The sequence below is a fragment of the Streptomyces sp. Tu6071 genome (genome assembly GCF_000213055.1).
Taxonomy (GTDB): Bacteria; Actinomycetota; Actinomycetes; order Streptomycetales; family Streptomycetaceae; genus Streptomyces; species Streptomyces evansiae.
The window spans coordinates 1-25,640 of sequence record NZ_CM001165.1 but is presented as its reverse complement, the minus strand read 5'-3'; the positions used below and the strand labels follow the sequence as shown (position 1 = coordinate 25,640).

General features: G+C 71.7%; 18 protein-coding genes and 2 pseudogenes. 9 read left to right on the top strand and 11 right to left on the bottom strand.

The annotated features are described in order from the left end of the window. Positions 1-2 precede the first annotated feature (2 nt). Positions 3-1,190: a cupin domain-containing protein gene (locus tag STTU_RS00095; RefSeq protein ID WP_007818589.1), complete on the top strand. Its 1,188-nt coding sequence runs from the start codon at positions 3-5 to the stop codon at positions 1,188-1,190. Then, on the top strand, positions 1,190-2,119 hold the full coding sequence (locus STTU_RS00090) for a sucrase ferredoxin (RefSeq protein WP_007818588.1): 930 nt from the start codon (positions 1,190-1,192) through the stop codon (positions 2,117-2,119). Before STTU_RS00095 ends, STTU_RS00090 begins: the two co-directional genes overlap by 1 nt. A gap of 159 nt (positions 2,120-2,278) precedes the next feature. Here the strand turns inward: STTU_RS00090 and STTU_RS00085 are convergent, their stop codons facing one another. Beyond that, positions 2,279-5,422 (bottom strand): discoidin domain-containing protein, encoded by a 3,144-nt coding sequence (locus tag STTU_RS00085; protein WP_043253602.1) that lies wholly within the window; start codon positions 5,420-5,422, stop codon positions 2,279-2,281. 508 nt (positions 5,423-5,930) lie between these two features. Here STTU_RS00085 and STTU_RS00080 point away from each other — a divergent pair. After that, on the top strand, positions 5,931-6,881 hold the full coding sequence (locus STTU_RS00080) for an SDR family NAD(P)-dependent oxidoreductase (protein ID WP_007818586.1): 951 nt from the start codon (positions 5,931-5,933) through the stop codon (positions 6,879-6,881). A 17-nt stretch (positions 6,882-6,898) separates the two neighbouring features. On the opposite strand, the pseudogene STTU_RS35130 reads toward STTU_RS00080, so the two are convergent. The 4 genes and pseudogenes from STTU_RS35130 to STTU_RS00065 all read right to left on the bottom strand — a co-directional run. Beyond that, positions 6,899-7,060: pseudogene (locus STTU_RS35130) on the bottom strand (class I SAM-dependent methyltransferase); the annotation flags it as partial. A 13-nt stretch (positions 7,061-7,073) separates the two neighbouring features. Continuing rightward, a complete protein-coding gene (locus STTU_RS00075) occupies positions 7,074-8,399 on the bottom strand; it encodes a M20/M25/M40 family metallo-hydrolase (RefSeq protein WP_043253600.1) in 1,326 nt (441 codons plus the stop codon). Then, positions 8,396-9,787, bottom strand: a complete 1,392-nt coding sequence (locus STTU_RS00070; protein WP_007818582.1) for a cytosine permease — start codon at positions 9,785-9,787, stop codon at positions 8,396-8,398. Before STTU_RS00070 ends, STTU_RS00075 begins: the two co-directional genes overlap by 4 nt. Next, the gene (locus STTU_RS00065; protein ID WP_007818580.1) at positions 9,787-10,740 is read right to left on the bottom strand and encodes a DUF1177 domain-containing protein; all 954 of its coding nucleotides are present in this window, start codon (positions 10,738-10,740) and stop codon (positions 9,787-9,789) included. Before STTU_RS00065 ends, STTU_RS00070 begins: the two co-directional genes overlap by 1 nt. Before the next feature lie 174 nt (positions 10,741-10,914). On the opposite strand from STTU_RS00065, the gene STTU_RS00060 reads away from it, so the two are divergent. From STTU_RS00060 to STTU_RS35125, 4 genes and pseudogenes are all read left to right on the top strand, one after another. Further along, positions 10,915-11,748, top strand: coding sequence for an IclR family transcriptional regulator (locus STTU_RS00060; protein WP_043253599.1), 834 nt, complete (start codon positions 10,915-10,917; stop codon positions 11,746-11,748). 25 nt (positions 11,749-11,773) lie between these two features. Further along, a complete protein-coding gene (gene pepE, locus STTU_RS00055) occupies positions 11,774-12,502 on the top strand; it encodes a dipeptidase PepE (RefSeq protein ID WP_007818578.1) in 729 nt (242 codons plus the stop codon). Between the two features lie 99 nt (positions 12,503-12,601). Continuing rightward, positions 12,602-13,489, top strand: coding sequence for a TIGR03619 family F420-dependent LLM class oxidoreductase (locus STTU_RS00050; protein WP_007818577.1), 888 nt, complete (start codon positions 12,602-12,604; stop codon positions 13,487-13,489). Between the two features lie 5 nt (positions 13,490-13,494). Further along, positions 13,495-13,817, top strand: a pseudogene (locus tag STTU_RS35125) (pirin-like C-terminal cupin domain-containing protein); the annotation flags it as partial. Between the two features lie 81 nt (positions 13,818-13,898). On the opposite strand, the gene STTU_RS00040 reads toward STTU_RS35125, so the two are convergent. Further along, positions 13,899-17,756 (bottom strand): S8 family peptidase, encoded by a 3,858-nt coding sequence (locus STTU_RS00040; protein WP_007818575.1) that lies wholly within the window; start codon positions 17,754-17,756, stop codon positions 13,899-13,901. Positions 17,757-18,254: 498 nt separating this feature from the next. Here STTU_RS00040 and STTU_RS00035 point away from each other — a divergent pair, with 498 nt between their 5' ends. Continuing rightward, positions 18,255-19,364: a serine hydrolase domain-containing protein gene (locus STTU_RS00035; RefSeq protein ID WP_043253595.1), complete on the top strand. Its 1,110-nt coding sequence runs from the start codon at positions 18,255-18,257 to the stop codon at positions 19,362-19,364. Between the two features lie 777 nt (positions 19,365-20,141). On the opposite strand, the gene STTU_RS00025 is transcribed toward STTU_RS00035, so the two are convergent. From STTU_RS00025 to STTU_RS00015, 3 genes are all read right to left on the bottom strand, one after another. Beyond that, positions 20,142-20,999, bottom strand: a complete 858-nt coding sequence (locus STTU_RS00025; RefSeq protein ID WP_043253591.1) for an aldo/keto reductase — start codon at positions 20,997-20,999, stop codon at positions 20,142-20,144. Continuing rightward, positions 20,996-21,430, bottom strand: coding sequence for a cupin domain-containing protein (locus STTU_RS00020; protein WP_007818570.1), 435 nt, complete (start codon positions 21,428-21,430; stop codon positions 20,996-20,998). Before STTU_RS00020 ends, STTU_RS00025 begins: the two co-directional genes overlap by 4 nt. Positions 21,431-21,506: 76 nt before the next feature. Next, positions 21,507-21,827, bottom strand: a complete 321-nt coding sequence (locus STTU_RS00015) for a carboxymuconolactone decarboxylase family protein (protein WP_007818568.1) — start codon at positions 21,825-21,827, stop codon at positions 21,507-21,509. A gap of 221 nt (positions 21,828-22,048) precedes the next feature. Between STTU_RS00015 and STTU_RS00010 the strand changes: the two genes are divergently transcribed. Next, the gene (locus STTU_RS00010; RefSeq protein ID WP_052862271.1) at positions 22,049-22,960 is read left to right on the top strand and encodes a helix-turn-helix transcriptional regulator; all 912 of its coding nucleotides are present in this window, start codon (positions 22,049-22,051) and stop codon (positions 22,958-22,960) included. A gap of 140 nt (positions 22,961-23,100) precedes the next feature. On the opposite strand, the gene STTU_RS34465 is transcribed toward STTU_RS00010, so the two are convergent. Both STTU_RS34465 and STTU_RS00005 read right to left on the bottom strand, forming a co-directional pair. Next, complete coding sequence (locus tag STTU_RS34465) at positions 23,101-23,256, bottom strand: hypothetical protein (RefSeq protein WP_158678759.1); 156 nt, start codon at positions 23,254-23,256, stop codon at positions 23,101-23,103. A gap of 212 nt (positions 23,257-23,468) precedes the next feature. Beyond that, on the bottom strand, positions 23,469-24,581 hold the full coding sequence (locus STTU_RS00005) for an ABC transporter substrate-binding protein (RefSeq protein WP_043253589.1): 1,113 nt from the start codon (positions 24,579-24,581) through the stop codon (positions 23,469-23,471). Between the last annotated feature and the right edge of the window lie 1,059 nt (positions 24,582-25,640).

Here is a 25,640-nt window from a genome sequence, read left to right as displayed (position 1 = left end):
GTGTGGTCCGGGACGCCGGTGTCCGTGCGGACGCCGGCGTCCTGGAGTCGTGTCTGACCGGCCTCGGCCGTGAGGAGTTCGCGCGCGAGGTGTGGGGACGGCTGCCCTCGCTCACCCGCGGGGCCGGCGACTTCTCGGACATCTTCTCGTCCGCCGCCGTGGACGAGCTGGTCTCCCAGCGCGGGCTGCGCACCCCGTTCCTGCGTGTCGCCAAGGACGGGGCCACGCTCCCCGAGCCGTCCTTCACCGCCCCGGGCGGCGTCGGCGCCACCATCGCCGACCAGCTCGACGACACCGCGCTGTGGCGCGCCTTCGCGGACGGCGCCACGCTCGTGCTCCAAGCGCTGCACCGCACCTGGGAGCCGGTCGGCACCTTCACCTCGCGGCTCGCCACGGAGCTGGGCCACCCGGTGCAGGCCAACGCGTACGTCACCCCGCCCCAGAACCAGGGCTTCGACGCCCACTACGACGTGCACGACGTCTTCGTCCTCCAGATCACCGGCACCAAGCGCTGGCTCATCCACGAACCCGTCGTCACCGCGCCCACCCGCGAGCAGCCGTGGACCGGGCACCGGGCCGCCGTCGCCGAGGCCGCCTCCGGGGCGCCCGTCCTGGACACCGTCCTGGAACCGGGCGACGTGCTCTACCTGCCGCGCGGCTGGCTGCACTCCGCCGTGGCCCAGGGCGCCGTCTCCGTGCACCTGACGCTCGGCGTCCACCCCTGGACACGGCACGCCCTGGCCGTCCAGCTCGCCGAGACCGCCCTCGCCGCGCTGCGCGAGGACCCCGCCATGCGCACGTCCCTCCCGCTCGGCGTGGACGGACCCGAAGGGGAACTGGACGAGGTCCGCGCGCGCCTCGTCACCGCACTCACCACGGCCGACCCGGCCCCGCTGTTCGCGCGCACCCGCCGCGGCCAGGGCCGCCCCGCCCCGCTCGGGCCGCTCGCCCAGCTCGCGGCACTCGACGCGCTCACCGACGACACCCACGTCCGGCTGCGCGAGGCGCTGGAGCCGCGCCTGAGCGGCGAACGGCTGTGGACCCGCGCCGGCTGGCTCGACCTCACGCCCCCAGACCTGCCGGCCGTTCACCGGCTGCTCGACGGGGAGGCGCACGCCACGCGGGACCTCGGACCGGCTCTCGTACGCCGTCTGCTGCGCGCGGGCGTCCTCGTCCCCGCCGCCCCCTGATGGCGGGGGACCCGGCGCGGTTCTTCTGCGCCGAGGCCGCGCGGGAGCGAGGCGACGGGCTCGCGGGAACAGCCCCGCACGGGCGCGTATGGGTGCTGATCGAGCACCCGGGAGGCTGGCCGCCGAACGGCTTCGAGGGCCTCGGCCTCGAACCCGCCCTTGCCGCACGGGTGTTCGCGGCGGCACAAACGCGCCGGGCCCGCATCCTGCTCGTGCGACGCCCCGGCCGCCGCCGCGCCACGGAGCCGCGCCGCTGGGCGGTGCTCCACCACGACGACCGAGGAGCCCACCGCCAGACCTGGGGCACGTGGGAGGCGGACGCGGACCTCGACGGCGTCGTGAACGCCCTGCACAGCCCGGGAACGACAGGGCACCCACCCGTCGTGCTCGTCTGCGCGCACGGGCTGCACGACGTGTGCTGCGCAGTGCGGGGGCGCCCCGTGGCCGCCGCCCTCGCCGCGCGCCACCCGCGGCTCGTGTGGGAGTGCACCCACGTGGGCGGGGACCGCTTCGCCGCCAACGTCGCCGTCCTCCCCGACGGCGTGTACTACGGGAACCTCGACGCGGCTTCGGCCGGGACGACGCTCGCGGAACACCTCGCGGACCGCGTGGCCGCCACCCACCTGCGCGGCTACACGGACCTGCCCCCTCCCGCCCAGGTCGCCGTCGCCGCCCTCCTCGCCCGCCACGGCCCCGCGGCCCGGCACGCGTACGAGGTCGTCGGGACGGAACGCGCGGACGACGGCTGGCGCGTACGCGTGGCGGGCACACCGCCGCACCCGGCGCTCAGCGAGGTCGAGGTACGCGCGCACCGCACCGCCCCACACCGCCTGACCTGCCGGGGAGCGGCGCCGAGCACGTATCTCGCGCACGAGGCCGTCGCGGTGCGCACCCTGCGTGGACCGGAAACCACGCTCCCACCGCGGTAGAAGTACCGGCTTTTATCCAAACCCCCTGGCCGCGCTCGGGGATCGCGCACCGAGGCCGAGCGAGCCGCCCCCCGGGGCCCGTGCGGAGAGGCCGAGCACCTCCCCACGAGCCCCGGGTACCGCGCGCCCGTCCGGAGTGGGACGCGCGCGGTCGGCCCGTCAGCGCACCGAGAGCCGTACCAGCCGCGCCGCCCGGCGCCCGTCGCCGCCGTCCACCCGGACCGCGACGTACCGGGCGGTCTCGCGGACGCGCAGGGCACGGGTGCGGCCGTGCCCGGAGGCGCGCCCCCAGTCCCGGTAGGCGATGCCATCGGTACTGCCCTCGACACGCAGGCCGGGGACGTCGCCGCCGGTCCACTCCGCCTCGATTTCCCGCACCGGGAGCGCCGCGCCGAGGTCCACGACGAGCCGCCCGTCCTTCCCCGGCCGCCACGAGCTGCCCGGGTCCCCGTCGACCGCCGCGGACGGCGCCGACATGCCCGCGGGCAACGGGCTCGTGGGGAAGACCGTACGGCCCAGCGCCAGATCGTCCACCGGGTACGCCGTCGCTCCGTGCAGCCTGACCACGACCGGCCTGCTGCCGGAGCGCACCGACACCACCGCGGTCCGGCCCTGCGCACGCACCCGCACCCGGCAGGAGGCCCCCGAGAGCCGCAGGGTGGCCCCGTCCTCCACGCTCACCCGCAGTCCGGCGGGCAGTGCGCGGCCCGAGACCGGCGCGAGCGTGAACCGCGGCGCCAGCAGCAGCGCCTTCGCCGCGGGCAGCTCGCTCTCGTGGACGATCCCGTCCCGCGTCACGGTCTGCGTCCCCGCGAAGACGTACCGCTCGGCACCGTCCTGAGGCACCGACACCCGGGTGCGAACCTCCTCGGCGGAGAGGTTGAACAGACTCAGGTGCTCCTCCACGTACGCCGCCCGCACCTGCGCGTGCTCGGCCGAGGGAGCCTTCCGCGCCGCCAGCGCCCGCAACCGGGCCGGCGAGGCGCCGGGATACCCCTCGATCACGACCGGAGCGGCGGGACCGTCACTCAGGACGACCGCGTCGTCGTAGACGGACACGGGGTGCTCCCGGTCCGCCCCACGCACCACGAGACCGGCGCGGCCGTCCACGTCGAGCCAGCCGCCGTGGCTGCTCGCCCGCGCCACCGGGTAGACGGCGAGATCCTCCCACCGCTCCCCGTCCGCCGAGCCCTGGACGCGGTAACCGCGCCCGGCCGCGGCCTCCCAGCGCAGCGTCACCTCCGCGACCTCCCGCGCGGCCCCCAGGTCGACCGCGAGCCAGCTGTCGGCACGCTTGCGGTCCCCGGTGGCCACCGCCCAGCGCGTCGCCCCGTCACCGTCGACCGCCAGCGGCGCCCCCATGCCCGACGCCGCCGAGGAAGCCGTCGCCGTGCCGCCGCGCGCGAGGTCCTCGCCACCGGCCTCCGCGCGCGCCTCGAAGGCGAACAGCGAGTAGCCGTACGTCGGATCGGGCCGCACACCCTGCATGCGCAGGTGCCGCACGGTGGTACGCGGCACGTCGAGCGTGTCGACGCGCCCGCCGGCCGCCGGGGCGCTCGCCCCGTCCCGCGCCGCCACCTTCACCGAGCCCTCCGCGAAGCGGAAGGTGCGGGCCCCGCCGAGGCCGGGCATCCCCGGCATCGTCAGGTTGTACACCTCCAAGTGCCCCTCGGCCGCCGCAGTCCCACTGCTCGCGTACACGACGGCGCCGGAACCCAGCGTCGTGAACCCCGCCCAGCCGGAGTCGAGACGGAGCAGCGTCGCGCTGCCGTCGAAGCCGTCGCGCACCTTGGTCCAGGTCTCCACCGCGCGGCCCGAGACCTTGCCCGCCGTCGAGGGCAGGAACATCGGTGTGCCGCCGCTGAGCTTGAACAGCCAGTCGTCGTGCGCCGGCTGCCAGGCGAACTTCACGAAGCCCGGCTTGCTGACCGCCGCCGCCCACGCCGCGGGGGACTGGTGCGAGACGAGCCCGGGACCGGTGCCGAAGTCCGTCACCCCGGCCGCCCGCGCGAAGAACTCCTCCCGGGAGAGGGGCTTCACCGGGGTGTGCACCGTCCACACGTGCAGCAGGTAGCTCAGGGCGATCTCGGCGCGCGCCTCGGGCTCGTACTTCGGCTCGCCCGAGAACTTCGCGAGCCGGTAGCGCGGCGCGTACTCCTGGTACGCCTCCAGGCGGGCGGCCAGTTCGGCCTCGGCGCGGGCCGCGGCCCGGTCACCCCGCACCCGCGCGAGGAAGGCGAGCGGTATGACATCGCGCCCGTAGAGGTGCTCGCGGTCGTTGACCATCGGCATCAACGGCTCGCCCGCGTCGCTCATCACGCCGAGCAGGGTCTGCCACAGCGGGTCGGCGTTGGGCTGCTTCGTCAGCACCTCCGGCAGCGGAGTGCCCGCGGCGAGGAAGTGCGAGGAGTTGCGGCCCGAAGTGCGCCACAACTCCTCCTGGTAGTGCGGGCCGAAGGAGCCGTGGTTCTCGACGATGAACGTGTCGTAGAGGTTCCGCGCGGTGTTGCGGGAGACCGGCACCCCGTCCACCAGGGCCGGGTTGGCGAGGTCGGCGGGCGGCAGTCCGGCCTCGTTGCGCGACCAGGTGCCGAAACGGTCGCTCCACGCGCCGTGCCGGGCGTCGTCATCGGCCCACGCCAGCGCGGGCGCGAGCGACTGCGTGTAGACGCCCATCTCCTCCAGCTTGGTGTCGCCCTCGAAGCCACCGGTGAGACCGTGCGGGGTCCAGGAGCCCGAGGCCGGGTCGTCCCCGGTGCCGAGACCGTCCGTGTACGCCGCCTGGCCGCGCAGGAGCGCGTCGACGTGGCCTCGGGTCGTCCCGTCCAGCTCGGACCACAGGAGCTTCGCGGCCATGACGAAGTACGACTGGAAAGTGGTGTCGAAGAAGAGTGTGCGGCCCCACTGGTCGCCGCCGGTGAGGCGGTTGGAAGCGGCGAAGTGGCGGATGGTGGCCAGAGTGCGCGTCCGCAGCGTGTCACGGTCGATGCCGGTCAGTTCGCTGTCGTAACGGCCGTGAGTGAGCAGTACGGCGTTGCCGAGGACGACGGCGAAGCCGAAGTCCTTGTCCGTGTAGTAGCCGCGGGCCGCGTCCCACTGGGTCTCCGACCAGCGGGTGTGCTGGGCGAGGACACGCAGGTAGGTGGCGGCGATGTCGTCGGGGGCCGTCGCGGTCCCGGCGAGGGGCCCGGCGGCTGCCGCCTGCGCCGCTCCGGCGCCGAGGGGCAGGGCGGTCAGCGCGCCGCCGGCGGCGAGGAGTTGGAGGAATCGGCGGCGGCCGACCTGGGCGGGGTGGTGCGACACGGCGGGGGCCTTCCGTTCGGACAACGTTGTCAAGGCGCATTCTTGACAGCCCTCCGGCCGGGAGTCAACGGGTGCGACGCAGTACGTGGTCAGGGCTTTCCCGGAACGAGGGAGCCCGGGGGAGTCCCTGCTCCAGCGCCTTCCCATGGACCAGCCGTCCGCGACGACGAGCGCCAGGAGGCCGCCCGCCGCTCGCGCCGGACACACGCGTACGGGACGTGTCGCGGGACCTGTGACACGCCTTGACCTGCGGAAGGACCGCGGAACACCTCGCCGTCTCCGGCACCCGTGGTGTCCGTCCGGGGCCGGGAAAGCGGGCGTGCCGTCGCGCGCCGGACCCGGACCCGAGGGGCGGTGCGCCGATGCGCCGCGCTGATCCGGACAGGTGTCGGCGATCTGCTGCTGGTGAGCGTGATCTGTCGGCGGTATGTCGGTGAAGGCTGGGACCTTGTGAGGACCGGCGAGTTCCCCATGAGCACGCCGCCCCAGAGCACAAGGAGCCCGCACCGTGTCTTCCGCATCCCAGAGCCGACCGTGGGACGTCCACCGGCTGCCGCCCGCCGAGGACAGGACCGTCCTCATCACCGGAGGCAACGCCGGGATCGGCTACTTCGCCGCCGAGCAGCTCGCCACCACCGGCGCCCTCGTCGTACTCGGCAGCCGGGACCGGGCGAAGGCCGGGGCCGCCATGACCTCGATCCGCTCACGCGTACCCGGCGCGCGGGTACGCCATCTGGAACTAAACCTCGCCGACCTGTCGTCCCTGAAGACCTCCGTTGACGGACTCGACCTCGATCGTCTCGACGCGGTGGTCTACAACGCCGGGGTGGCGCTCGACGACCCTCCGCGCCGGAAAACCAAGGACGGCCACGAGCTGATGCTCGGCACCAACCACCTCGGCCACTTCGCGCTGACCCAGTGGCTGGCTCCCCTGCTGTCCGCGGCACCGGCGGCCCGCATCGTCACGGTGGGAAGCTTCGCGGCACGCTCCGAACGACTGGACCTCGACGACCTGCAGTCGACCCGGGACTACCGGCCCAAGCGCACCTACGGCCGGTCGAAGCTGGCCCAGATGTCCTTCGGCTTCGCACTCGACCGCCGCCTGCGTGCCGTCAACAGCACGGTACTCAGCGTGGTGGCCCACCCCGGCGGCGCCCTGGACTCCCTCACCCCGTCCCGCCCCCCGATCAACGTGACAACCCCGGGCAAGCGCCTGCGCGCCCTGCCCTCCGCGCTCCTGGTACAGGGCAAGGACGCCGGAGCATGGCCCGTCGTCCGCGCCGTACTCGACCCGGAAGTACGAGGAGGACAACTGTGGGGACCGAGGATCTTCGGCCTGCGCGGCACCCCACGGCGTGAGCCCGTCCCCGCACACATGGCAGACCAGGCGGTCGCCGCCCGCCTGTGGACCGCCAGCGCCGAACTCGCCGACACCGACCCACACCTCGGCCTCGGATAACCACGCCGGGAACACCCACCCGGCCCCTGCCGCCGTCTTCGGTCCCGGTGGTGGCCCCCGCCGAGCGCGGTCACCCCGGCGGCCCGCGCCGCGTCGGCGATCAGGAGCGTGGAGCGCCCGCGCCAGGTGCCGACTTCCAGCAAAGGCGGGCCGAGCGGGGCGCTCCCCGTCGCGGCGTCGAGCGCGTGCCGGTCAGCAGCTCTGCCAGAGGCGGGTCATGACGCGGACGCCGAAGCGCAGGCCCTCCAGCGGCACGCGCTCGTCCACGCCGTGGAAGAGACGGCCGTAGTCCAGGTCGTGCGGGAGCTTCAGGCCCTTGAAGCCGAAGCAGCGAATGCCCAGGTGCGTGAAGGCTTTGGCGTCCGTGCCGCCGGGGTTGCAGTACGGCACCGGGTGGCCGTCCGGGTCCTCGGCGCGGACCGCCGCGCACATGGCATCGACGAGCGGGCCGTCGAACGTGGTCTCCATCGCGATGTCGTGGTTGACCCATTCCCGGCTGACCGAGGGCAGCAGCAGCCGGTCGACGGTGTCGATCAGCTCCTGCTCGTGGCCGGGCAGGAAGCGCCCGTCCACGCGCGCCGTGGCCTTCCCGGGGATCACGTTGGTCTGGTACCCGGCGGCGAACATCGTCGGGTTCGCCGAGTTGCGCAGGACCACCTGCATGAAGTCCGCGACCGGGCCCAGCCGGGCGAGGCTGCCCTCGATGTCGTCCTCGTCGAACGCGACGCCGTACAGTCGTGCGGCCTCTTCGAGCAGCGCGCGGACCGGCTCGATCAGCCGGATCGGGAAGGTCTCGCGACCGATCCGCGTCAGCGACTCCGCCAGGTCGGTGACCGCGTTCTCGTCGTTGGGGGAGGAGCCGTGGCCGGCCCGGCCCGTGGCGGTCAGCTCCATCCAGGCCATGCCGCGCTGGGCGTTCTCGATCGGGTACAGCCGACGGGTGTCGTCGATCGCGAAGGAGAACCCGCCGCCCTCACCGATCGCCTCGGTGACCCCGGCGAACAGTTCCGGTCGGTGCTCGACGAGCCAGTGGGCGCCGAACTTGCCGCCCGCCTCCTCGTCCGCGAGGAAGGCGAGGACGAGGTCGCGCGAGGGCTTCGTACCGGTGCGGGCGAAGTGCCGGGCCGTGGCCAGCATCACCGCCACTGTGTCCTTCATGTCGATCGCGCCCCGGCCCCAGAGGTAGCCGTCGCGGATCTCGCCGGAGAAGGGCGGCACCTGCCACTCGGAGGCGTCCGCCGGGACCACGTCCAGGTGGCCGTGGACCAGCAGGGCGCCGCGTTCCGGGTCGCGGCCGGCGATCCGGGCGATGACGCTGGCCCGTCCCGGCGCCGACTCGATCAGCTCGGAGTCGATGCCCGCCTCCGCGAGGCGCGCCACGACCCACTCGGCGCTCGCGCGTTCGTCGCTCGTCGGGTTGGACGTGTCGAACCTGATCAGCTCGGCGCAGAGGGCGATCACCTCGTCCTGGGCCTCCTCGGAGGCCGGGACCGGTGCGGTTTCGGGTGCGGTGCTCATGCTGCTCCCACAGGGGTGGTGGTGCGGGCGGCCGGGGCTGCGGAGTCCTGCTCGTCGGCGAGGACGGAGGTGCCGTAGGGCTTGATCCAGCCCAGCAGCCCCAGGGCGCTGTACAGGACGAAGGCGGTGCCCAGCGAGTTCAGGGCCGGTATGCCGCCGTCGTAGAACTTGCCGACGCAGAACGCGGCGATCCAGATGGCGATCGACATCGGCACCCAGGTCGGGGAGTGCGCCGGCAGGGTCTCGGACTTCCGGGTCTCGTCCAGCGGCTTGCGCATCCGCTTGACGACCCAGTACTCGGCAACGATGATCCCGCCGATCGGCGGGATGGCGACGCCGAGGATCGTGAGGAACTCGGTGAAGTGGCCCATGATCCCGACGGCCGACAGAACGGTGCCCGCGATGCCGAGGACGATGGTGACCGCGCCCCGGTGCACCCGCTTGTTGAAGACGACCTGGAAGAAGTTGACGACGCCGAGCGAGGAGCCGTACAGGTTCCAGTCGTTGATCTTCGCCGTGGACATCAGGACGACGAGCACCCCGAAGGCCCCGGAGGTGGAGAGCACGATGTGCGAGACCTCGTTGCTCTTGACCAGGTGGCCCAGGAGCACACCGGTCAGGCCGACGATGTACTCGGAGAGGATCATCGACGAGGCGCTCTGCAGGAAGACGTGCGAGCCCCTGCGGTTGTACCGGGTCATCTCCGGGGAGACGATCGCGCCCGTCATGTAGCCGCCCGCGATGGCGGTGGCGGCGACGGCCAGCGGGATGGTGTCGCTCGGCGGCGGCGAGTGGACCAGGTCGCTCAGCGAGTGGTCGTTCAGGGTCCGGATCACGGAGAAGGCGACCATGGCGAAGAACAGCGGGGTGACGACCTTCGCGAAGTTCGCCATGTACTTGAACCCGAAGATCACCAGGGCCGTGATGGCGATGCCCGCGAGCACGCACCACATCCAGGACGGGCCGCCGACCAGCGCCGAGACGCTGTCACCGAAGATCTTGTTCTGGACGCCGAACCAGCCGACCAGACTGACCGCGATCACGAAACTGACCAGCGCCGAGCCGTTGCGGCCGAAGCCCACCCAGCGGGTGAGCATCGGGGTGGCCAGACCCTCGCGCATCCCGGCCAGGCCGATCGCGAAGATCACCACCTCCAGGATCACCGCGCCCAGCGTGAACGCCAGGAACGCGTCACCGAAGGTCATCCCGACGCCGATGGTGGCGCCGAGCGTGAACTGCGAGATCGAACCGGACTGGGCCAGCCACTGCAGGAGCATCGACCAGAAACCGAACCGCTTGTCGCGCGGGACGCGCGAGAGCGAGTAGTCGTCGCTGCCGATGCTCTTGGGCGCGGGCGCCACGGCACCGGACTGCGGGGCGGCTGCCATCAGGACTCCTGGGGTGTACGGCCGAAGGTCTGCAGGTGGGCCAGCGAGCCGTAGCGGCTGACGAGGTTGTCGAACTCCATCGCGTCGTGGAAGTCCAGCCGGCCGTCGCCGTACGCCTTGGCGACCTCGACGGCGTAGCGGGCGGCGGACGCGATGTCGCTCTCGTGACTCGCCCCGGTTCCGCAGCCGGGCACCACCGCGGCCGAGGTGATGGCCAGGCCGATCACGGGAGCTGCCGTCGCGGTGGAGGGCTGGAGGATCGAATTGATGTGGTGTGCACCATTACCGTAGGGGGTGATGTCCTGGGTGGTCACCGGGTACGTGACCAACGGCTCACCGGTCACCACGGCCAGCAGCTCCCCCAGCTGCTCGCTCACGCGGAGCACCCAGCCCTGCTTGACGGTGGGCGACAGGGCGAGGCCCTTGTGGTTGATGATGCGGTTGCCCTTGGTGGTGTCGATGGAGAGCACAGCCTCCATCTCGTCGCTCACCTCGTGCCGGTTCATCGTGGCGATGTCCACCGGCGAGCCCATGAACGGCACCGGGTCGTGCGGCTCGGTCGGGGCGTCCGGGCAGATGTGGGTGGCGATGATCACGTCACCGGGCAGTACGTCGCCCCGGCGGCGCATGTCGAGCAGCTTGGCCGCTGCGGCGAGCGCCGAGACGGCCCCGTCCGCGTCCGAGACCAGCCCGGTCACCTCGGGGCGGGCGCCGATGCCGCCGAGCCGGCCGACAATGCCCAGGGTACGGGCCTCGCCCCCGGCCGCGCGGCCCCGCGAGCCGGGGATGCGGACCGACACGAAGTCCGTCGAGCCCCGCTCACCGGCGACCGTGGTGACCTGGGCGGACGGGCCCTCGGCCCCCGCCGCGGCGTCCAGGTACTCGGCGACCGTCTTGCCATTGGCCTGGGGGTCGTCGAGCAGCTCGACGAGGTCCAGTACGTACTTCAACATGGGGGCCTTTCTCACGCATCCGTCACACCCTCCGGAAGAGGCCGGGGAACCGGGGTCCCGGGCGGGGTGCTGAGAGCAGATTCGGGATCGGATAGCGTTGAGCGCAATGGTTTCCCGTTATCTGCAACTCGGGCCGCGCTCGCGCGAGGACGACCCGAAGGTCTGAATGGTGAGATGGTCATGGCGGAATTCGAGACGGACCGGCGGACACCCGCCGGGGCCCTGCAGACCGTGGACCGGGCACTGCTCGTGCTGCTCGCGTTCGAGCGGACCCGGCCCGACTGGGGGGTGACCGAGGTGGCCGCCGAGTTCGGCTGGGACACCTCCGTGGCCCAACGGCTGCTCGCCACCCTCGCCGGGCGCGGCTTCCTGGTCTCCGACCCCGCCACCCGCCGCTACCGGATCGGCCCCGCCGTACTGCGCCTGGGCCGCCTCTGGGAGCGCTCGGGCTCACTGGAACTGCTGGCCGGACCCGTCCTGGAGGAACTGCGCCGGGTCACCGGCGACACCGTGCTGTTCTGCCTGCCCGACAGCTTCCACATGCGGTGCGTGGCCGCCGAGGAGGGCGAGGCAGGACCGCTGCGCTACTACCCCCTCGTAGGCGAGCTCTATCCCGCGCACGCCGGGGCCACCTCCAAGTCCTTCTACGCCTACCTGCCGGACGAGCAGCGCCACCGGCTCTTCCGGGGCCGCCCGATGGCCCGGTTCACCGACCGGACCGTCACCGACCCGGACGCGCTGGAGCAGGAACTCCTGAAGGTCCGCGCCCAGGGGTACGCCTGGACGGTCGGGGAGTACGACACCGGCATCGCGACCGTCGCCGTACCCGTCTTCCTGGGCCGCGAACCGTACGGAAGCCTCAGCCTCGGCGGCGCCGTGGAGCGGTTCGACGGAGCCCCCGAGAACCGCCTCGAACCCCTGCGGCTCGCCGCCGCACGCCTGGAGAAACGCCTCACCCAGCCGCCGCAGCGCCCGAAACCCAAACCCCGCCGCACCCCCACGGCCTGACCGAACAACCCTGAGGAAGAACCCCGTGAATCTGCTCCTGCTCTCCAACTCCACCCAGCACGGCCGCGGTTACCTGGAACACGCCCTCGACACCGTCACCGCGTTCCTGCCCACCGGAGCCCGGCTCGCCTTCGTCCCGTACGCGCTCGCCGACCACGACACGTACACCGCACGCGTCCGCGAGGCCCTGGAGCCCGCCGGGATCGCCGTGCACGGCGTCCACGAGCACACCGACCCGGTCGCCGCGCTGGAGGCCGCCGACGCCGTGTTCATCGGCGGCGGCAACTCCTTCCGCCTGCTCGGCGCCCTGTACCGGACCGGGCTGCGCGAGGCCGTGGCGGGCGCCGTCGGCGCCGGGCTGCCGTACATGGGCGCCAGCGCCGGGACCAACATGGCGGCGCCCACCCTGCGGACCACCAACGACATGCCCATCGTGCAGCCGCCCTCCTTCGAGACGCTGGGCCTCGTGCCGTTCCAGATCAACCCCCACTACCTGGACCCGGACCCCACCAGCACCCACAAGGGCGAGACCCGCGAGGAACGCCTCACCGAGTTCCTGGAGGAGAACGACGTCCCGGTCCTCGGCCTGCGCGAGGGCTCCTGGCTGCGCGTCGAGGACGAGACGGCCCGCGTCGAAGGCGCCCGCCCCGCCCGGTTGTTCACGCGGGACGCCGCGCCCCGGGAACTGGCGCCGGGGTCGGACGTGTCCCACCTGCTCACGACGCAACCGCGCTTCGACGCTCCGACCCGCTGACTCATCACCAGGTCGCTGACGGCGGGGGCGTCTTGGTACGGCTGACTAGGACGGGACGCCCCCTGGCGCACCGCACCCCTTCCGTGCACACACTGGGCCATGGACATGGGTATCGCACTACCTCAGTACGGCACACACGCGCGGCCCGAGGCGATCAGCGCGTTCGCGCGCGACGCCGAGGACGCCGGATTCGACTCCCTGTGGGTCGGCGACCGCTCCCTGGCCCCCGTCTCACCCAGCGACCTCTACCCGGGCCACACTCCTGACGTCCCCTACCCGCCGCAGTACAAGACCTTCCTCGACCCTCTCGTCGTGCTGACGCTCGCCGCGGCGAGTACACACAGGGCGCGCCTGGGCACCAGCACACTCAACGCGCCCTGGTATCCGGCGCTGCTGCTCGCCAGGTCCCTCACCTCGCTCGACCTCGCGAGCGGCGGGCGCCTGGACCCGGGGCTCGGTATCGGGTGGCTGCGCGACGAATACACCGCCGTCAACGCCGACTTCGACAAGCGCGGCGCGCTGCTCGAGGAAATCCTCGACGTGCTCGACGCGTACTGGACGCAGGAGGAGTTCGCGCACGAGGGCACGCACTGGACGATCCCGCGCTCCTACGTGGGCCTTCGCCCGGCGGCACCGGGCGGCCCGCCGGTGTACCTGGGCGGCTTCTCACCGGCCGCGATGCGCCGGATCGGGCGCCGGGCGGCCGGCTGGGTCGGCACGGTCCTCCCCGAACCCGCGTACACCGCCTTGTGGGACACCGCGCGCCGTGCGGCCGACGAAGCGGGCCGCGACCCCGACGCGCTGCGGCGGCTGATCCGGTACAACCCGGCGCCGGGTGTCGGCGTGCCGGAGATCGCCGACACCCTGCTGGGGATGCGCGAACTGGGCGCCGAGGGCTGTTTCGTCGACCTGCAGCAATCGACGCGCGAGCCGAAGGAAGCGCTGGACCTCGGCATCCAGGTACTGGAGCGGGTCCAGGCCCGATGAATGAGGCGGTGCTCGCGATGTCACGCGAGCGGTCCGCCGACGTAGTCCCTGTCATGCCCGGGACGTTGCTCTACCTCGGCCGCGGCCGTAGGGGCCTCCCGCTGCGGGCGGTCTCCGACGCCAGGGCGATGCACCTGGGCGGTGAGCCCATCGAGGAGAAGCTCCTGATGCGGTGGAACGTGGGCCGCGCGCAGGAGGAGATCGGCGGTTTTGTGAGGGCTGGATGACGAGCGACCCCTTCGGCGAGGTCCACGGGTGGGGCGGCGCGCGGCTGGCCGCGCCCGCTGTCCGGCGGGTGCCGCTGAAGCCGCGGGGGCGCGAGCCCTGAAGGCGGGGTGGGCCGCGCCGAAGGGCCGGGCGCCCCCTGGGGACGCCCGGCCCGGTGCTCAGCGGTGGGCCGCTTGGTGCGTCACTTGAGGGTGTACGCGCGCAGTACGGTCTCCTCCGTCCTGTTGCCCTGCCCGTCCCACAGCGTGGCGCGCAGGGCCACGGTGCCGGAGCTCGCGGAGCGGCGCGGCTGCGGGTAGGAGACGCGGAAGCTGGTGCCCGTGGTGCGGGCGGTCTTCGCGTGCTGCCAGGTCTTGCCGTTGTCGAAGCTGACGTCCACGGTCGCGCCCTTGAGCCGGGTGCTGCCCTTGAATCCGGTGACGCGGTGCCCGCTCAGGGTGAACGAGTAGGGCCTGCCCGCGGTGACCTTGTTGTGCAGGTCGGTGGCGAGAGAGTAGTGCGTCGTGATGAGCGGCAGCGGCTCGCACTTCGTGACCGCCTCGGCGAGGGAACCGGTGCAGGCGTCCTTGTCGAAGCGCGTCGGGGGGCCCGCGACGAAGTCGTACGCGGCGGTCGCGCGCGCTCCTTCGAGGGCGCCGTCGTCGGGCCCGTAGCTCATGTCGCTCTCGATGCGGTAGGTGTCGCGCTCGGGCAGCCGCCAGTCGGCGGGAGGGAGCTCGGTGCCGCCCCGGAGAAGGGCGAGCCGGTTCAGTGTGCCGCCGTAGTCCGAGCCGTGGTGGGCCTCGGAGTCCCCGACCAGGGCGGGCCAGGGCACCACGCCCTGGTCGGTGTTGCAGAAGTTGCAGCCCAGGCCGCTGCCGTACGGCGCGAAGTGCGGGACGGGGCCGAACCAGTCCTCGGTGCTCCGGTAGCCCGCGCGGGCGGGTGCGGAGGCGCCGAGCATCTGCGTGGCCGTGAAGCGGGTCGGGGAGACGTCCTGCTGGTAGGTGAGTCCGGGAGCCGCGTAGAGGTACTCGGCCCGTTCGGTGCCGAGGAGCAGTTCCTCGGGAACGGAGACCTCCAGCGGGTCCTTCGTGCCCTTCGCGACGTGCTGCTGGTACTCCCCGATCTGTCCGTCCGCACTCGCGTGGAAGCGGTTGTCGACGCGGGCGAAGTCCGCGCGGCGCAGGCGCGAGGAGAGGTCGGCGGGGATGCCCTTGGTGTGGTCCCAGCGGCCGGAGTAGGCGCGGGGTGATTCCTTGGTGCCGGTCAGGCGGACCGTCGCGCCGTTCTTCGTGGCGGCACGGGCGGCGAGAGCGGTGCCGTCCTTGTGCGAGACCACGAGGACCGGCGCGAGCAGGCCACCGTAGGGCTGCGCGAAGGTGCTGCGGTCGTGTACGGGGGTGACGAGGACGGCGGCGGCTCCGGCCTCCTGCGCCTCGGCGAGCGCGTCGATCGCGTCGTCGGGCAGGTCGGCGTGGATGAGCACGGCGCGGCCCGTGAGGGGCTTGCCCTCGCGCTCCTCGGGAGTGCCCGTGCCGATGTCGGTGACGCGGGCGGTGCGCGCCCCCTCGAAGCGGAACGAGCCGCCGCCGACACGCACGGAGAGCGGGAAGCCCTTGCGGCCGGTGACCTCAGCCGCTACGAGCGGCACGCGTTCACGTTGGTAGAAGGAGGCGGTGAGGCCGCTCTGCTTGCCCCCGACGGGTATCGCGCCGTGGTGCGCGTCGCTGATCGTCGCGTCCCCGCTGAGTGTGACCTGGGCCGCGCCCTGCGCACCGGCGCGCGTGATCCCGTACGCGAACGTCGAGTTCTCCAGCGCGCGCTCGCCCTTGACGTCGAAACGGACGTCCTGCGCGGTGCGGGCGTCCACGGTCAGTTCCTTCGCCTCGTCGCCGACTTCGACGTCGGGGAGGCTGAAGACGTCGTCGGCGTCACCGTATCCGCCCCGGAGCCCGAGGTCGCCCGTGGTGAGGCCGCCGAAGAAGGCGTAGCGGCCCTGCGGCATCCGCAGGGTGACCTTCGCGTCCTTGGCGAAGGGGACTGTCTGGTAGTAGGTGGAGCCCTCGTCGAGTCCGAGGGCGACGAGGATGCCGTTGGCCGGGGCGTCGCCGTTGCGGTCCTTGAGGTTCACCGTCACGCCGTACTGCTCCGCCTCCTTGGTGAAGCCGAGCGCGGCGCGGGCGGTGGCGCCGCCCGCCGTGGTCGCGGTGACCTCGCCCGAGTAGGTGGCGGCGGGCAGCGACCGCGGGTCGAGGGTCGCGGTGACCTCGGTGGTGCCGTCGGCCGGGACGGTGACCTCGTCGTGGTCGAAGGTGAGCGCGCCGGCGGGGAGCGGCTCCGTCGTGGAGCGGGCGGCGAGGCGGACGGTCGTGGGCTTGTCGCCCGCGTTGCGCACCGTCAGGGTGCGGGTGGGTTTCTCGTACGGGACGCCGCGGCCCGGGTACCAGATCATCCCGAAGTCGGCCTTGCCCGAGAGCCCCACCGGGGCGTCGAGCGAGGCGGCCACGTCGATGCGGCCGGTGCCCTGGGCGTAGACCGTGGCGCCGGGGGACGGCATGCTGTGCGAGACGAGGGCCTCCTTGAGCCGCTTGCCGTCCCAGTCCGGGTGCCGTTGGGCGAGGAGCGCGGCGGCGCCCGCGACGTGCGGAGTCGCCATCGAGGTGCCGCTCGCTGCGGTGTAGTACGCGTCGACCGGCTGGCCCATCGAGGTCCCCGCCGCGCGGGCCGCGACGATGTCCACGCCCGGGGCGGTCACGTCGGGTTTGATGCCGTGGTCCTCGTCGGCGCGCGGGCCCCGGCTGGAGAAGGGGGCCAGGGAATCGTCGCGGTCCACGGCGCCGACCGTGAGCGCCGATTCGGCGACCCCCGGGCTGCCGAGTGTGGAAGCCCCGGGGCCGCTGTTGCCCGCCGCGACGACGAAGAGGGTGTCGCTCCCGGCGCTGAGCCGTTCGAGGGCGACGCTCGACGGGTCGCTCTCGCGGCCGTTGTCCGAGCCGAGGCTCATGCTGACGACGTCGGCGCCCTGCTCGACGGCCCACTCCATCCCGGCGATGACGTTCGAGTCGTCGCCCGAGCCGCTGTCGCCGAGCACCTTGCCGATGAGGAGGCTCGCGCCGGGCGCGACGCCCTTGTACTCGCCGCCGGAGTCCGCGCCAGAACCCGCGATCGTCGAGGCGACATGCGTGCCGTGGCCGTGGCCGTCCTGGACGGTCGCGGTCCCGGCGAAGCTCTTCGTGGCGAGGACACGATCCTTGACGTCCGCGTGCTGGAGGTCGATGCCGGTGTCGAGCACGGCGACCTTGGTGCCGGTGCCGTCGTAGCCCTGCTTCCACACCTCGGGGGCGTGTATCTGCGGGACGCTGCGATCGAGGGCGGTCTTGACCGGCGCGTCGTACCACAGATGGGCGACGCGGCCCCCCGTCTTCGCCGCTTTTCCCCTCGCGGGCGGGAGCGCGGACTTCCAGAACGAGCCGGCGTTCTTCTTGTCGACGGTGAGGGCGGCCATCCCGAGCCGGTCCATCACCCGCCTTCGCGTGGAGCCCGGGAGGTCCTCGGCGCGGGCGTCGAGCGTGCGGCCGGAGGGCCGGTCGGCGTAGGAGACGATGACGGGCAGCGTCTTCTTCTTCGCGTCGGCGTACCCGTCGCGGATGAGACGGCTGACGTTGAAGACCGCGCTGTCGAGGGTGTGGGCGGCGAGCGGTGCGAGGGCATCGGAAGGGTAGACGTAGAGATCGCCGTCCGGCCCCGTGAGAGTCCGAAAGGTACGCGAACTGTCGCGCGCGGGCGCGATGGTGGCGCGCTCGCGTCCCCTGGCGTCCTTGGTCACGGTCACGGTGTCGCCTGTGACGAGGGTGACGGTGGTGCCCGCGGTCTTCCCGGGGGACGGCGGGCTGATCCTGCCCGAGCCGGTCACGGGGCTCGCGGTCGCGCCGGCGGTGACGGCGCTCGCGGCCCCGGCGGACGCGGTGGTGAACACGGGGCCGAGCGCGGTGGTGGCGAGAACGGTGGTGGCGGCGAGCAGCCGTCTCCATCGCGTGGTGGACGAAAGGAACGACACGAGTCCTCCTGTGGCTGGAGCACACCGGGAAAGGCCCCACCGTGCACGGGGCGGGAGTGGTGCCCCGAGCCTGGTGGGACATGGTTCTGAGCGGAGGTTAGGGCGCCGTGAGAGGTACGCGCGGGACTCAAGGAAAAGCTCTGGCCGGAAGTCTCCGTATGGAACGGAGACCTCCGCCGGAGCGCCCCTCCTCAGTCTCGGCACAGGTCGTCCACTGCTCGTCCCCCACCGCGTCGCTGCGATGGACGGTGTTTTGGCGAGAAGCCGTCTCTTCGGCTTGGAGGAACTGTCAGGGAGGGCGCGGCACGCGTACGGCGCATCAGCTCGGGAGCGAGAGCCAGGCCCCGTCCGGTGGATCACGGGGGGAGACTCACGGCCGGGCCGTGGGGGTGTCCCCCGTGCCCGCACGGGGGCCGGCCGGGGGCGCGGACGGAGGACAGCCGTGTGGGCGTGGGCACGAGGCGTTGGTGAGATGGGAGGAACGGAAAGAGGAACTCCATGCGCATACCCGTGTCACGTCGGGCCGTCCTGACCGTCGGCATGGCCTCAGCCCTGGGGGGCTTGGCCGGCAGACCGGCGGCGGCGTCCGCCTCCGGGGGCGGGGGCCCCTCCGCGCCGGCCTCCGCCTCGCCGGACCGCGATCTCCAGCGACAGGTCGACGCGATCCTGGCCACAGGCGTTGCCGGGGTGGGCGCGGAGGTGGTGTCGCCGCACGGCCGACGCCACGCGGCCGCCGGTACACCGCGCGACGGCCGGTTCCGGATCGGGAGCCTCACCAAGACGTTCACGGCGGTAGTCGCACTCCAACTCCCCGGCCTGAGCCTGGACACCCTCGTACACCACTGGTTGCCGGAAGTGACCCGGGACATCACCCTGCGCGACCTGCTGCGCCACACCAGCCGCCTGCTCGACCCCTCGATCCCGGCGCTGACGAGCGCGGAGGGCTACCGGGCGGAGCGGATGCGGAGTTACACGCCGAAAGAGCTGGCAGGGGCGGCGCTGCGGCTCGGAACGGCGCCCGAGGGATGGTCGTACGCGAACACCAACTTCCTGCTCACCGCGATGATCATCGAGCGGATCACCGGCCGGAGCTGGGCCGAGGAGATCACCGACCGCATCATCCGCCCTCTGCGCCTCGACGCCACCAGCGCTCCCGGTGAGTCACCGTTCATCCCCGGCCCGCACGCGCGGGGCTGGGCCTCGTTCGGCACAGGGACGCAGCTCGACGTCACGCTCCTCAACCCCAGCATGGCGATTGGCTCCGGAGCCCTCGTCAGCAGCGTTCGCGACCTCGGCCTCTTCTACGCCGCGTTGCTCGGCGACGAACTGCTGCCCCCGGCACGGCTCGCCGAGATGACCACCACCATCCCGGCCCCCGGCCTCGGCATCGACGGCGCACGGTACGGCCTCGGCCTCGCTGAACTGCCACTCCCCGACGGCCGCAGGTTCTACTCCCACTTCGGCGAACTGCTCGGCTACCACGCCTGGGCCGGCGTCACGGCGGACGGCTCGCGAACGGCTGTCGTATACGTCACCGGCGATGGCACCGAGGCGACCATGGACGCGATGTCCGCGCTGATCGAGGACGGCGTCGGCGGCACGAGCTGACACTGCTACGAGCGGCCCCTGCGCCCCCCGTAGCGACGCGGCTCTGCCACGGCGTCTCGTCCTGGTGTTCTGTCGCCGCGCCCTCTTCGAGACCGGGGGCGATCCGGGCCGTGCGTCGGCACCGGGGGCGTGGTTGTGGGTTCGGTGGTGCCTGGCCGGTACGTTAAGTTGCCGTGACCGCCTCGCTGAGCGGCGAGGTGTGCGGCGGCTGGCCGAACGAAGACAACGGCCCGGTCCTCCCGGACGGCGAAGGCCATACGGTCGAGCACGAGTGTGAGGAGCCCACCGGGTGACTCACGGCCGTCGCTCGTCCGGGAAGTCGTCGCGCCGCAGCCGCTGCCGAGCGGCGACTGCGTTGCACGCCATCACGAACGCCAGCACGAACTGCCACGCGATGCGGGCCATGGGAGCATCCGAGATCACGCCCCCGACACCCCATACCAGCAGGCCCACAGCCAGCACAGGCGCCGACCACACCAGTATCCGATCCGTGGACCGCATCACGCCCCTGGCAGCCGGGTCCACAGGTTTTCTCTCAGTCATGTCGACCAACTACCCCGAAGGGAACCGCCGATGACCGATGACTTCCGCGAGCGCGTCGCCCAGGCCGCGCGCACCGGGCCGCCGAGGCAGAGGAGCAGCGCGAGCTGAGTACCGCGCGCGGCCCGGTCCGGCGGTCGACCGTCCCCGTCAGTGTGTCGTGGACTACCGCACCCTCAACGTCCGCAACTGGGAGCGGATCGTCAGCGCGTGGGAGGCCGGCGCTCGCGTCCGCTGTCACTTGCCGCTGTAGACGGGGAAGGCGCTGTGTTCGCCGTAGTCCACGTCGCGCAGGTCTCGAAGGACGTCCATGTCGGCGCCGGAGATCTCGAAGGCGACCTCGGCGTTGGAGCGCATGTGCTCGAGGTTGGCCGTCTTGGGCAGTGACACTGTGCCCAGTTGCAGGGTGTAGCGGATGCACAGCTGGGGGACGGATACGCCGTACTTGTGTGCCATGGCCTGGACATCGGTGTTCTCGAGGATCGCGCCGTGGGCGATGGGGGAGTACGCCTCGACGAGGATCTGCTTGCTCTCGCAGTAGGCCAGCAGGCCGGAGGGGGTATTGCCGGCGTGCACGAGGAGCTGGTTCACGTGCGGGACCACGCGCGCGCCCTCAAGAATGTTCTCCAGATCGTGCTGCTGGAAGTTTGAGACGCCGACGGCGCGGATCTTCCCGGCCTGGTGGGCGTCCTCCAGGGCACGCCATGCCTCACGGTTGCCCTGGGCGTAGTCGCCGCCGCGGAAGTCGTCCCAGGGCTGCGGGCTGTGGATCAGCATGAGGTCGACGTGGTCCAGGCCCAGCGCGGTCAGAGAGCCGTCGATCGCGGCGATCGCCCGGTCGTAGTCCTTGATCTCGGCGGCGAGCTTGGTCGAGACGAACAGCTCCTCACGGGGCACCCCGCAGCTGCGTACGCCGTCGCCGACGCCGTGCTCGTTGCCGTATGCCTGGGCGGTGTCGATGTTGCGGTAGCCGATCCCGACGGCCGCGCGCACCGCGTCGGCCGCCTTGTCGTCGTCGATGAACCAGGTGCCGAGCCCCAGCTTGGGGATCTCAACCCCGTTCGACAGCGTGTAGGTCTCGTTCAGGATGGTCATGCGTTCGCTCCGTTCTTCGGCAGCTGTCCGTACGCCTCGTCGTCGACGGGCTCCAGCCATTCGTTGCGGACGTTCTCACCCGGGGTGATGAAGGCGAGGTGGGAGAACCACGAGTCGGCCTTCGCCCCGTGCCAGTGCTTCGTGCCCGCCGGGACGCGGATCACGGTGCCCGGCTCCATGCTGACAGCCTCCTCGCCCTCGGCCTGGTACCAGCCGTTGCCGGCCGTGCACAGCAGGATCTGGTCGCCGCCCCCGCTCGTGCCGCGGTGGATGTGCCAGTTATTGCGGCAGCCCGGCTCGAAGGAAACGTTGCTGACGGGAACGCTCCCCGAGGCGAGCGGGGCCAGGTAGCTCTGGCCGGTGAAGTACTGCGCGAAGGCGTCGTTCTTCTCCCCGAGGGGGAAGATCTGGTCGAATCCGCTTGCGGTCATGGTGGTCTCTCCTCGTCGGTTTCGCACGGGTCGCCGGCCGTACGGGGTGCGGCCCGCGGCGCTCGCCCCCCGGGGGTCAGGCGGAACGCTCGTCGGCGATCTTCTTCAGCCGCGTGATCGCGGTCATCGCATTGGGCCAGCCCGCGTAGAACGCCAGATGCGTGATCGCCTCCGACAGCTCTTCCACACCGAGCCCGTTGTCCAGGGCGACGCCAAGGTGATAGCCGAGCTGCTCGCTGCGGTAGAGCGCCGCCAGGACGCTCACAGTCACCAGGCTCCGGTCGCGCGGCGACAGCCCGGGGCGCTCCCAGATGTCACCGAAGAGGACCTCATCGGTGACCTCCACCAGCTTCGGAGCAATGGCGGCAAGGTCTTGGGGGGCGGACTGCTTCGGCATACGGAAGGTCTCCTTGAGTGAACGGGGGCCGGGCTGCTCCCACGGTGTATCGGACCGGGCACCACGGCAGCCGCGAGCAGCTGACTCCCCGGCGGCTCCCGACAGCGCCGACGGCCTGCGACTTCGAGGAAACACCAGGTCAAGAAGGGGAAGAAGGGCTTGCTGTTACAGGTACTGACAGGCCCCCCCACGTCTGCGCCGTCCGGCTTAGCGTGGAAGGCATGAGTACCGCGAGCGACATCCGCGAATTCCTTGGCTCCCGCCGCGCCAGGATCACCCCGCAGCAGGCCGGGCTGCCCGCCTACGGCGGCAACCGGCGCGTGCCCGGCCTGCGCCGCGAGGAAGTCGCCCTGCTCGCCGGCGTCAGCATCGACTACTACGTCCGCCTGGAGCGCGGCCACCTCGCCGGAGCCTCCGAAGAAGTCCTTGACGCGCTCGCGAACGCTCTCCAGCTCGACGACGCCGAACGCGCTCACCTGTACGACCTGGCCCGCGCCGCCGCCCACCGGCCCGCCCGTCGCACCAAGCGCGCCCGCGGCCCCCTGCCCGACAGCGTGCTGCGCGTCCTGCGCTCCATGGGCGAATGCCCGGCCTTCATCCGAAACGGCCGCCTTGACGTCCTGGCCACCAACCCCCTGGGCCGCGCCCTGTACAGCCCGCTCTACGCCACCGGCGCACGCGAACCGGTCAACATCGCGCGCTTCCAGTTCCTCGACCCCACAGGCCGCGAATTCTTCCCCCACTGGGAGGAAGCCGTGAACACCACCGTCTCCCTCCTGCGTACCGAAGCCGGACGAGCCCCGCATGACACCGGGCTGACCGGACTGATCGGGGAGCTCGTCACCCGCAGCGATGAGTTCCGCACCGCTTGGGCCAGGCACAACGTGCGCCTGCATCACACGGGCCGCAAAGCGTTCCACCACCCCGCTGTCGGCGTCCTCGCCCTCGACTTCGACGCCATGGAACTACCGGCTCAGCCGGGACTGACCCTGACCGCCTACAGCGCCGCCCCCGGCACCCCCGACCACGACACCCTGCGGCTTCTCGCCACCTGGGCCGCCACCGAGCACGCTACGGGCGCAGACGGGCTCCCTGGCAAGCCGTCCACCGACACCACATCGGGCAGCCACTAAAAACGCCGATGGCCGCCGCCAAGCATCCGCGCGCACTCGGGAAGCTGAGCGACCTCCACGTGCGACCGCCCGGGTCAGGCGCCTGCCGCCTGGCGAGGACCACGATGCGGGCGCTCTGGTCGAGGTGCCGCCCATGCGGATCACGGTGCCACGGCGCGCGCGCCGGTCTTCGCCTCCTCGGCCTCCAGCGCCTGATGCTCGGCTCCGAGGTTCTCGAAGACGGCGATCAACCCGGTCACCGCTTCCCGCACGCGGTCCTCGTCCTCGACGGCGTTCTCCTGGGAGGGGGTGGTCATCAGCGTCATCCTTCGTCGGCGCGGCGGGATGACGGCAGACCGTACTACCGCGCGCGGTGATGCGCCGGACGGCCGCGTCACCGCGTACAACGGGATGGAGGGCCGGCCGGGATACGGTCGACCCCGGTCCGCGTGGGAAGCCCGGCCCCTCGCAGGTCCCTGCCGGGACCGCCCCGGAGGGCCAGACGAGCTCACCGAGCCCCCGCGCCCTCTCAGCCGGCGCGCAGGACCCGAAAGCGATGGGGCTCCGCGGGGTCCCGGTCAACGACTTGGATCGGTGTCCAAGCCCATTGCCAAACGCTGATGTCCGTGGTGCGGGAGAACCGGATCGGCCCGCGGGTGCCATCGACCACCACGCGCGGCCATGACTCGGCGATTGCTGCCCGGTCCGTGCCGTGGGAACGCAACACCTCGGCAAGGACAGTGACGGTGTCCCAGCCCTCGAAGGCGACGAAGGAAGGCGCTTCGCCCAGATGCTCGCGCAGTTCCTTCTCGACGCGTGCGCCGAGCGGGCCGAGGACCTCAGGCAGGTAACGCAGAAACGGGATCCCGGCGCCATCCTCGCCCAGAAGCGCGGACCAGTCAGCAAACTCCGGTTGTCCGGCCGGAGCGCCGATCAGGATCTCCGCAAGCCGCACATCATCCCGTACGGCCCTGACGATCGGCACCGCCGGCTCCGGGTGGCCGACCAGCAGGAGCAGCGCCGTCGCGCCGTGGTCCACGAGCGCATCGCACAGGGCCTCGGGGGCGAGAGCGCTCGCGTCGAGTTCGACGACAGTGCCACCACGTGGAGCGAGGTGCTCCCGCAGGACGCGAGCCCCGGACGCCCAGTAGACGCTCGGCTGACTCGCCACGGCGATCCGGCGTCGTCCCTCACCGAGGAGGAAATCCGCGTAGATCCGCCAGCCACGAGACTGCGCCGGGGCAAGGCGCGCGACCCAATTCGTCGGCTCCTCGGTGAGCTCGTCAAGCACTGCGGACGAGCAGAGGAACGGCACGCCCAGGGCGTCGGCCCGGCCGGCGACGGCGCGGGCGACGACGCTGTGATACTCGCCCGCCACAACAGCCACGCCCAAGGCGGCCAGTTCGTCCACGGCCGCCAAGGCCCGCTCCGGATCGGCCGCGGTGTCCCTGACCACCAGCTCCAGTGGTCTGCCGTCAATCCCGCCTGTGCCGTTGACCTTGTCAACGGCCAACTCGAACCCTGCGAGCAAGTGTCGCCCCGCCTCGGCCCAGCCTGGCCGTGTCAAAGGGGCGAGTACGCCCACACGGACAGACGACGCCTCTGCGTACTCCGCTCCGGACGGCGATGGTGATGTGGTCATCGGTTAACGTCTCCCTCGGGGCTACGCGGTCACGGTCTGTCCGAAACGCACCTGGTCAGGGCTGCCGGTCCATATCCATCACGTCTCGCCGCAGCAGGAGTGGCCGGGTGATCATGCTGGTCATTGGACCGCCACCAGAGCGAATGGTCAACCGACTACCCGCTCGCCGAGCTGCCGAGCCCAGCAAACATCAGCACCATCGACAGAGCGGCGCAAGAAGGTGCCGCTCCAATCGCCTCGTACAAACCGAGTTCGTGAATCCAGCCCCTGTACTCGTTCTCGTGGTCCTTCGCCACCATCACGAAGGCCGACGCTTCCCCGCCCCTCCTCCTCACCCTTGGCGCGGCAGACGGGAGCGAGGACGGACGGGTCACAGGTCGTCGTGAATCGCCGGCCGTCCGGTGTGTCCCCTCGTCCGCGAGCGCGAAGCGTTCCTCCGCTGCCCGCACAGCCAGCCCCGGAGAGCGGCCTCCGGAGCCCGCCCCTCCTCACCCACGAGCGAGGAAATACTTGCTCTTAGCGCGAGCAGGATTTGGTGCGTCGTCGTCCGTACACGCAGCTCCTTAAAAGAGCGCCCCCCGGCCGTCGGTGCCGGGTGCCCGACCGCCGGCCACGGCCTGAGCCGTCTGCACAAGCAGATCGAGCGGCGGCACCATCACGAGAATGCGTCCCGAAGGGAACAACTCCAAGGTGTCGCAACTGCGCTGATGGCCTTTCCCGTACCCATAGCGACTATCGTGGCCCGTGTTCCCGGCAGGCGTTTCCCGGGCAGCTAACCGGACCCACTTCCGGAGGTCCGGCATGGTCTCTACCTAATTTTTCCGCAGAGAAATTCGGGAATAGACGAGTCGAATCCCAATTCGAAATTAGCATTAAATAAATGGCATTGGGGGCAAATTAGGTAAAAGGAAACACCCTGGAAATGTTTACCTAAATATCCCTAACGTCATGTGATGCTACATCACATGATGCACAATTCGGTAAAACCCGCGTAGCCACGCTCGACGCGGGGAGCGCCGCTCCAGGCGGTAGCACGAGCCATCCCAACTCTGCGCGCAG

Bases quoted from the DNA above. Each gene is read 5' to 3' on its own strand.
- STTU_RS00090 (WP_007818588.1), top strand. From the start codon at position 1,190: ATGGCGGGGGACCCGGCGCGGTTCTTCTGCGCCGAGGCCGCGCGGGAG.
- STTU_RS00075 (WP_043253600.1), bottom strand. From the start codon at position 8,399: ATGAGCACCGCACCCGAAACCGCACCGGTCCCGGCCTCCGAGGAGGCC.
- STTU_RS00070 (WP_007818582.1), bottom strand. From the start codon at position 9,787: ATGGCAGCCGCCCCGCAGTCCGGTGCCGTGGCGCCCGCGCCCAAGAGC.
- STTU_RS00065 (WP_007818580.1), bottom strand. From the start codon at position 10,740: ATGTTGAAGTACGTACTGGACCTCGTCGAGCTGCTCGACGACCCCCAG.
- STTU_RS00060 (WP_043253599.1), top strand. From the start codon at position 10,915: ATGGTCATGGCGGAATTCGAGACGGACCGGCGGACACCCGCCGGGGCC.
- STTU_RS00050 (WP_007818577.1), top strand. From the start codon at position 12,602: ATGGACATGGGTATCGCACTACCTCAGTACGGCACACACGCGCGGCCC.
- STTU_RS00035 (WP_043253595.1), top strand. From the start codon at position 18,255: ATGCGCATACCCGTGTCACGTCGGGCCGTCCTGACCGTCGGCATGGCC.
- STTU_RS00025 (WP_043253591.1), bottom strand. From the start codon at position 20,999: ATGACCATCCTGAACGAGACCTACACGCTGTCGAACGGGGTTGAGATC.
- STTU_RS00020 (WP_007818570.1), bottom strand. From the start codon at position 21,430: ATGACCGCAAGCGGATTCGACCAGATCTTCCCCCTCGGGGAGAAGAAC.
- STTU_RS00015 (WP_007818568.1), bottom strand. From the start codon at position 21,827: ATGCCGAAGCAGTCCGCCCCCCAAGACCTTGCCGCCATTGCTCCGAAG.
- STTU_RS00010 (WP_052862271.1), top strand. From the start codon at position 22,049: ATGAGTACCGCGAGCGACATCCGCGAATTCCTTGGCTCCCGCCGCGCC.
- STTU_RS34465 (WP_158678759.1), bottom strand. From the start codon at position 23,256: ATGACCACCCCCTCCCAGGAGAACGCCGTCGAGGACGAGGACCGCGTG.
- STTU_RS00005 (WP_043253589.1), bottom strand. From the start codon at position 24,581: ATGACCACATCACCATCGCCGTCCGGAGCGGAGTACGCAGAGGCGTCG.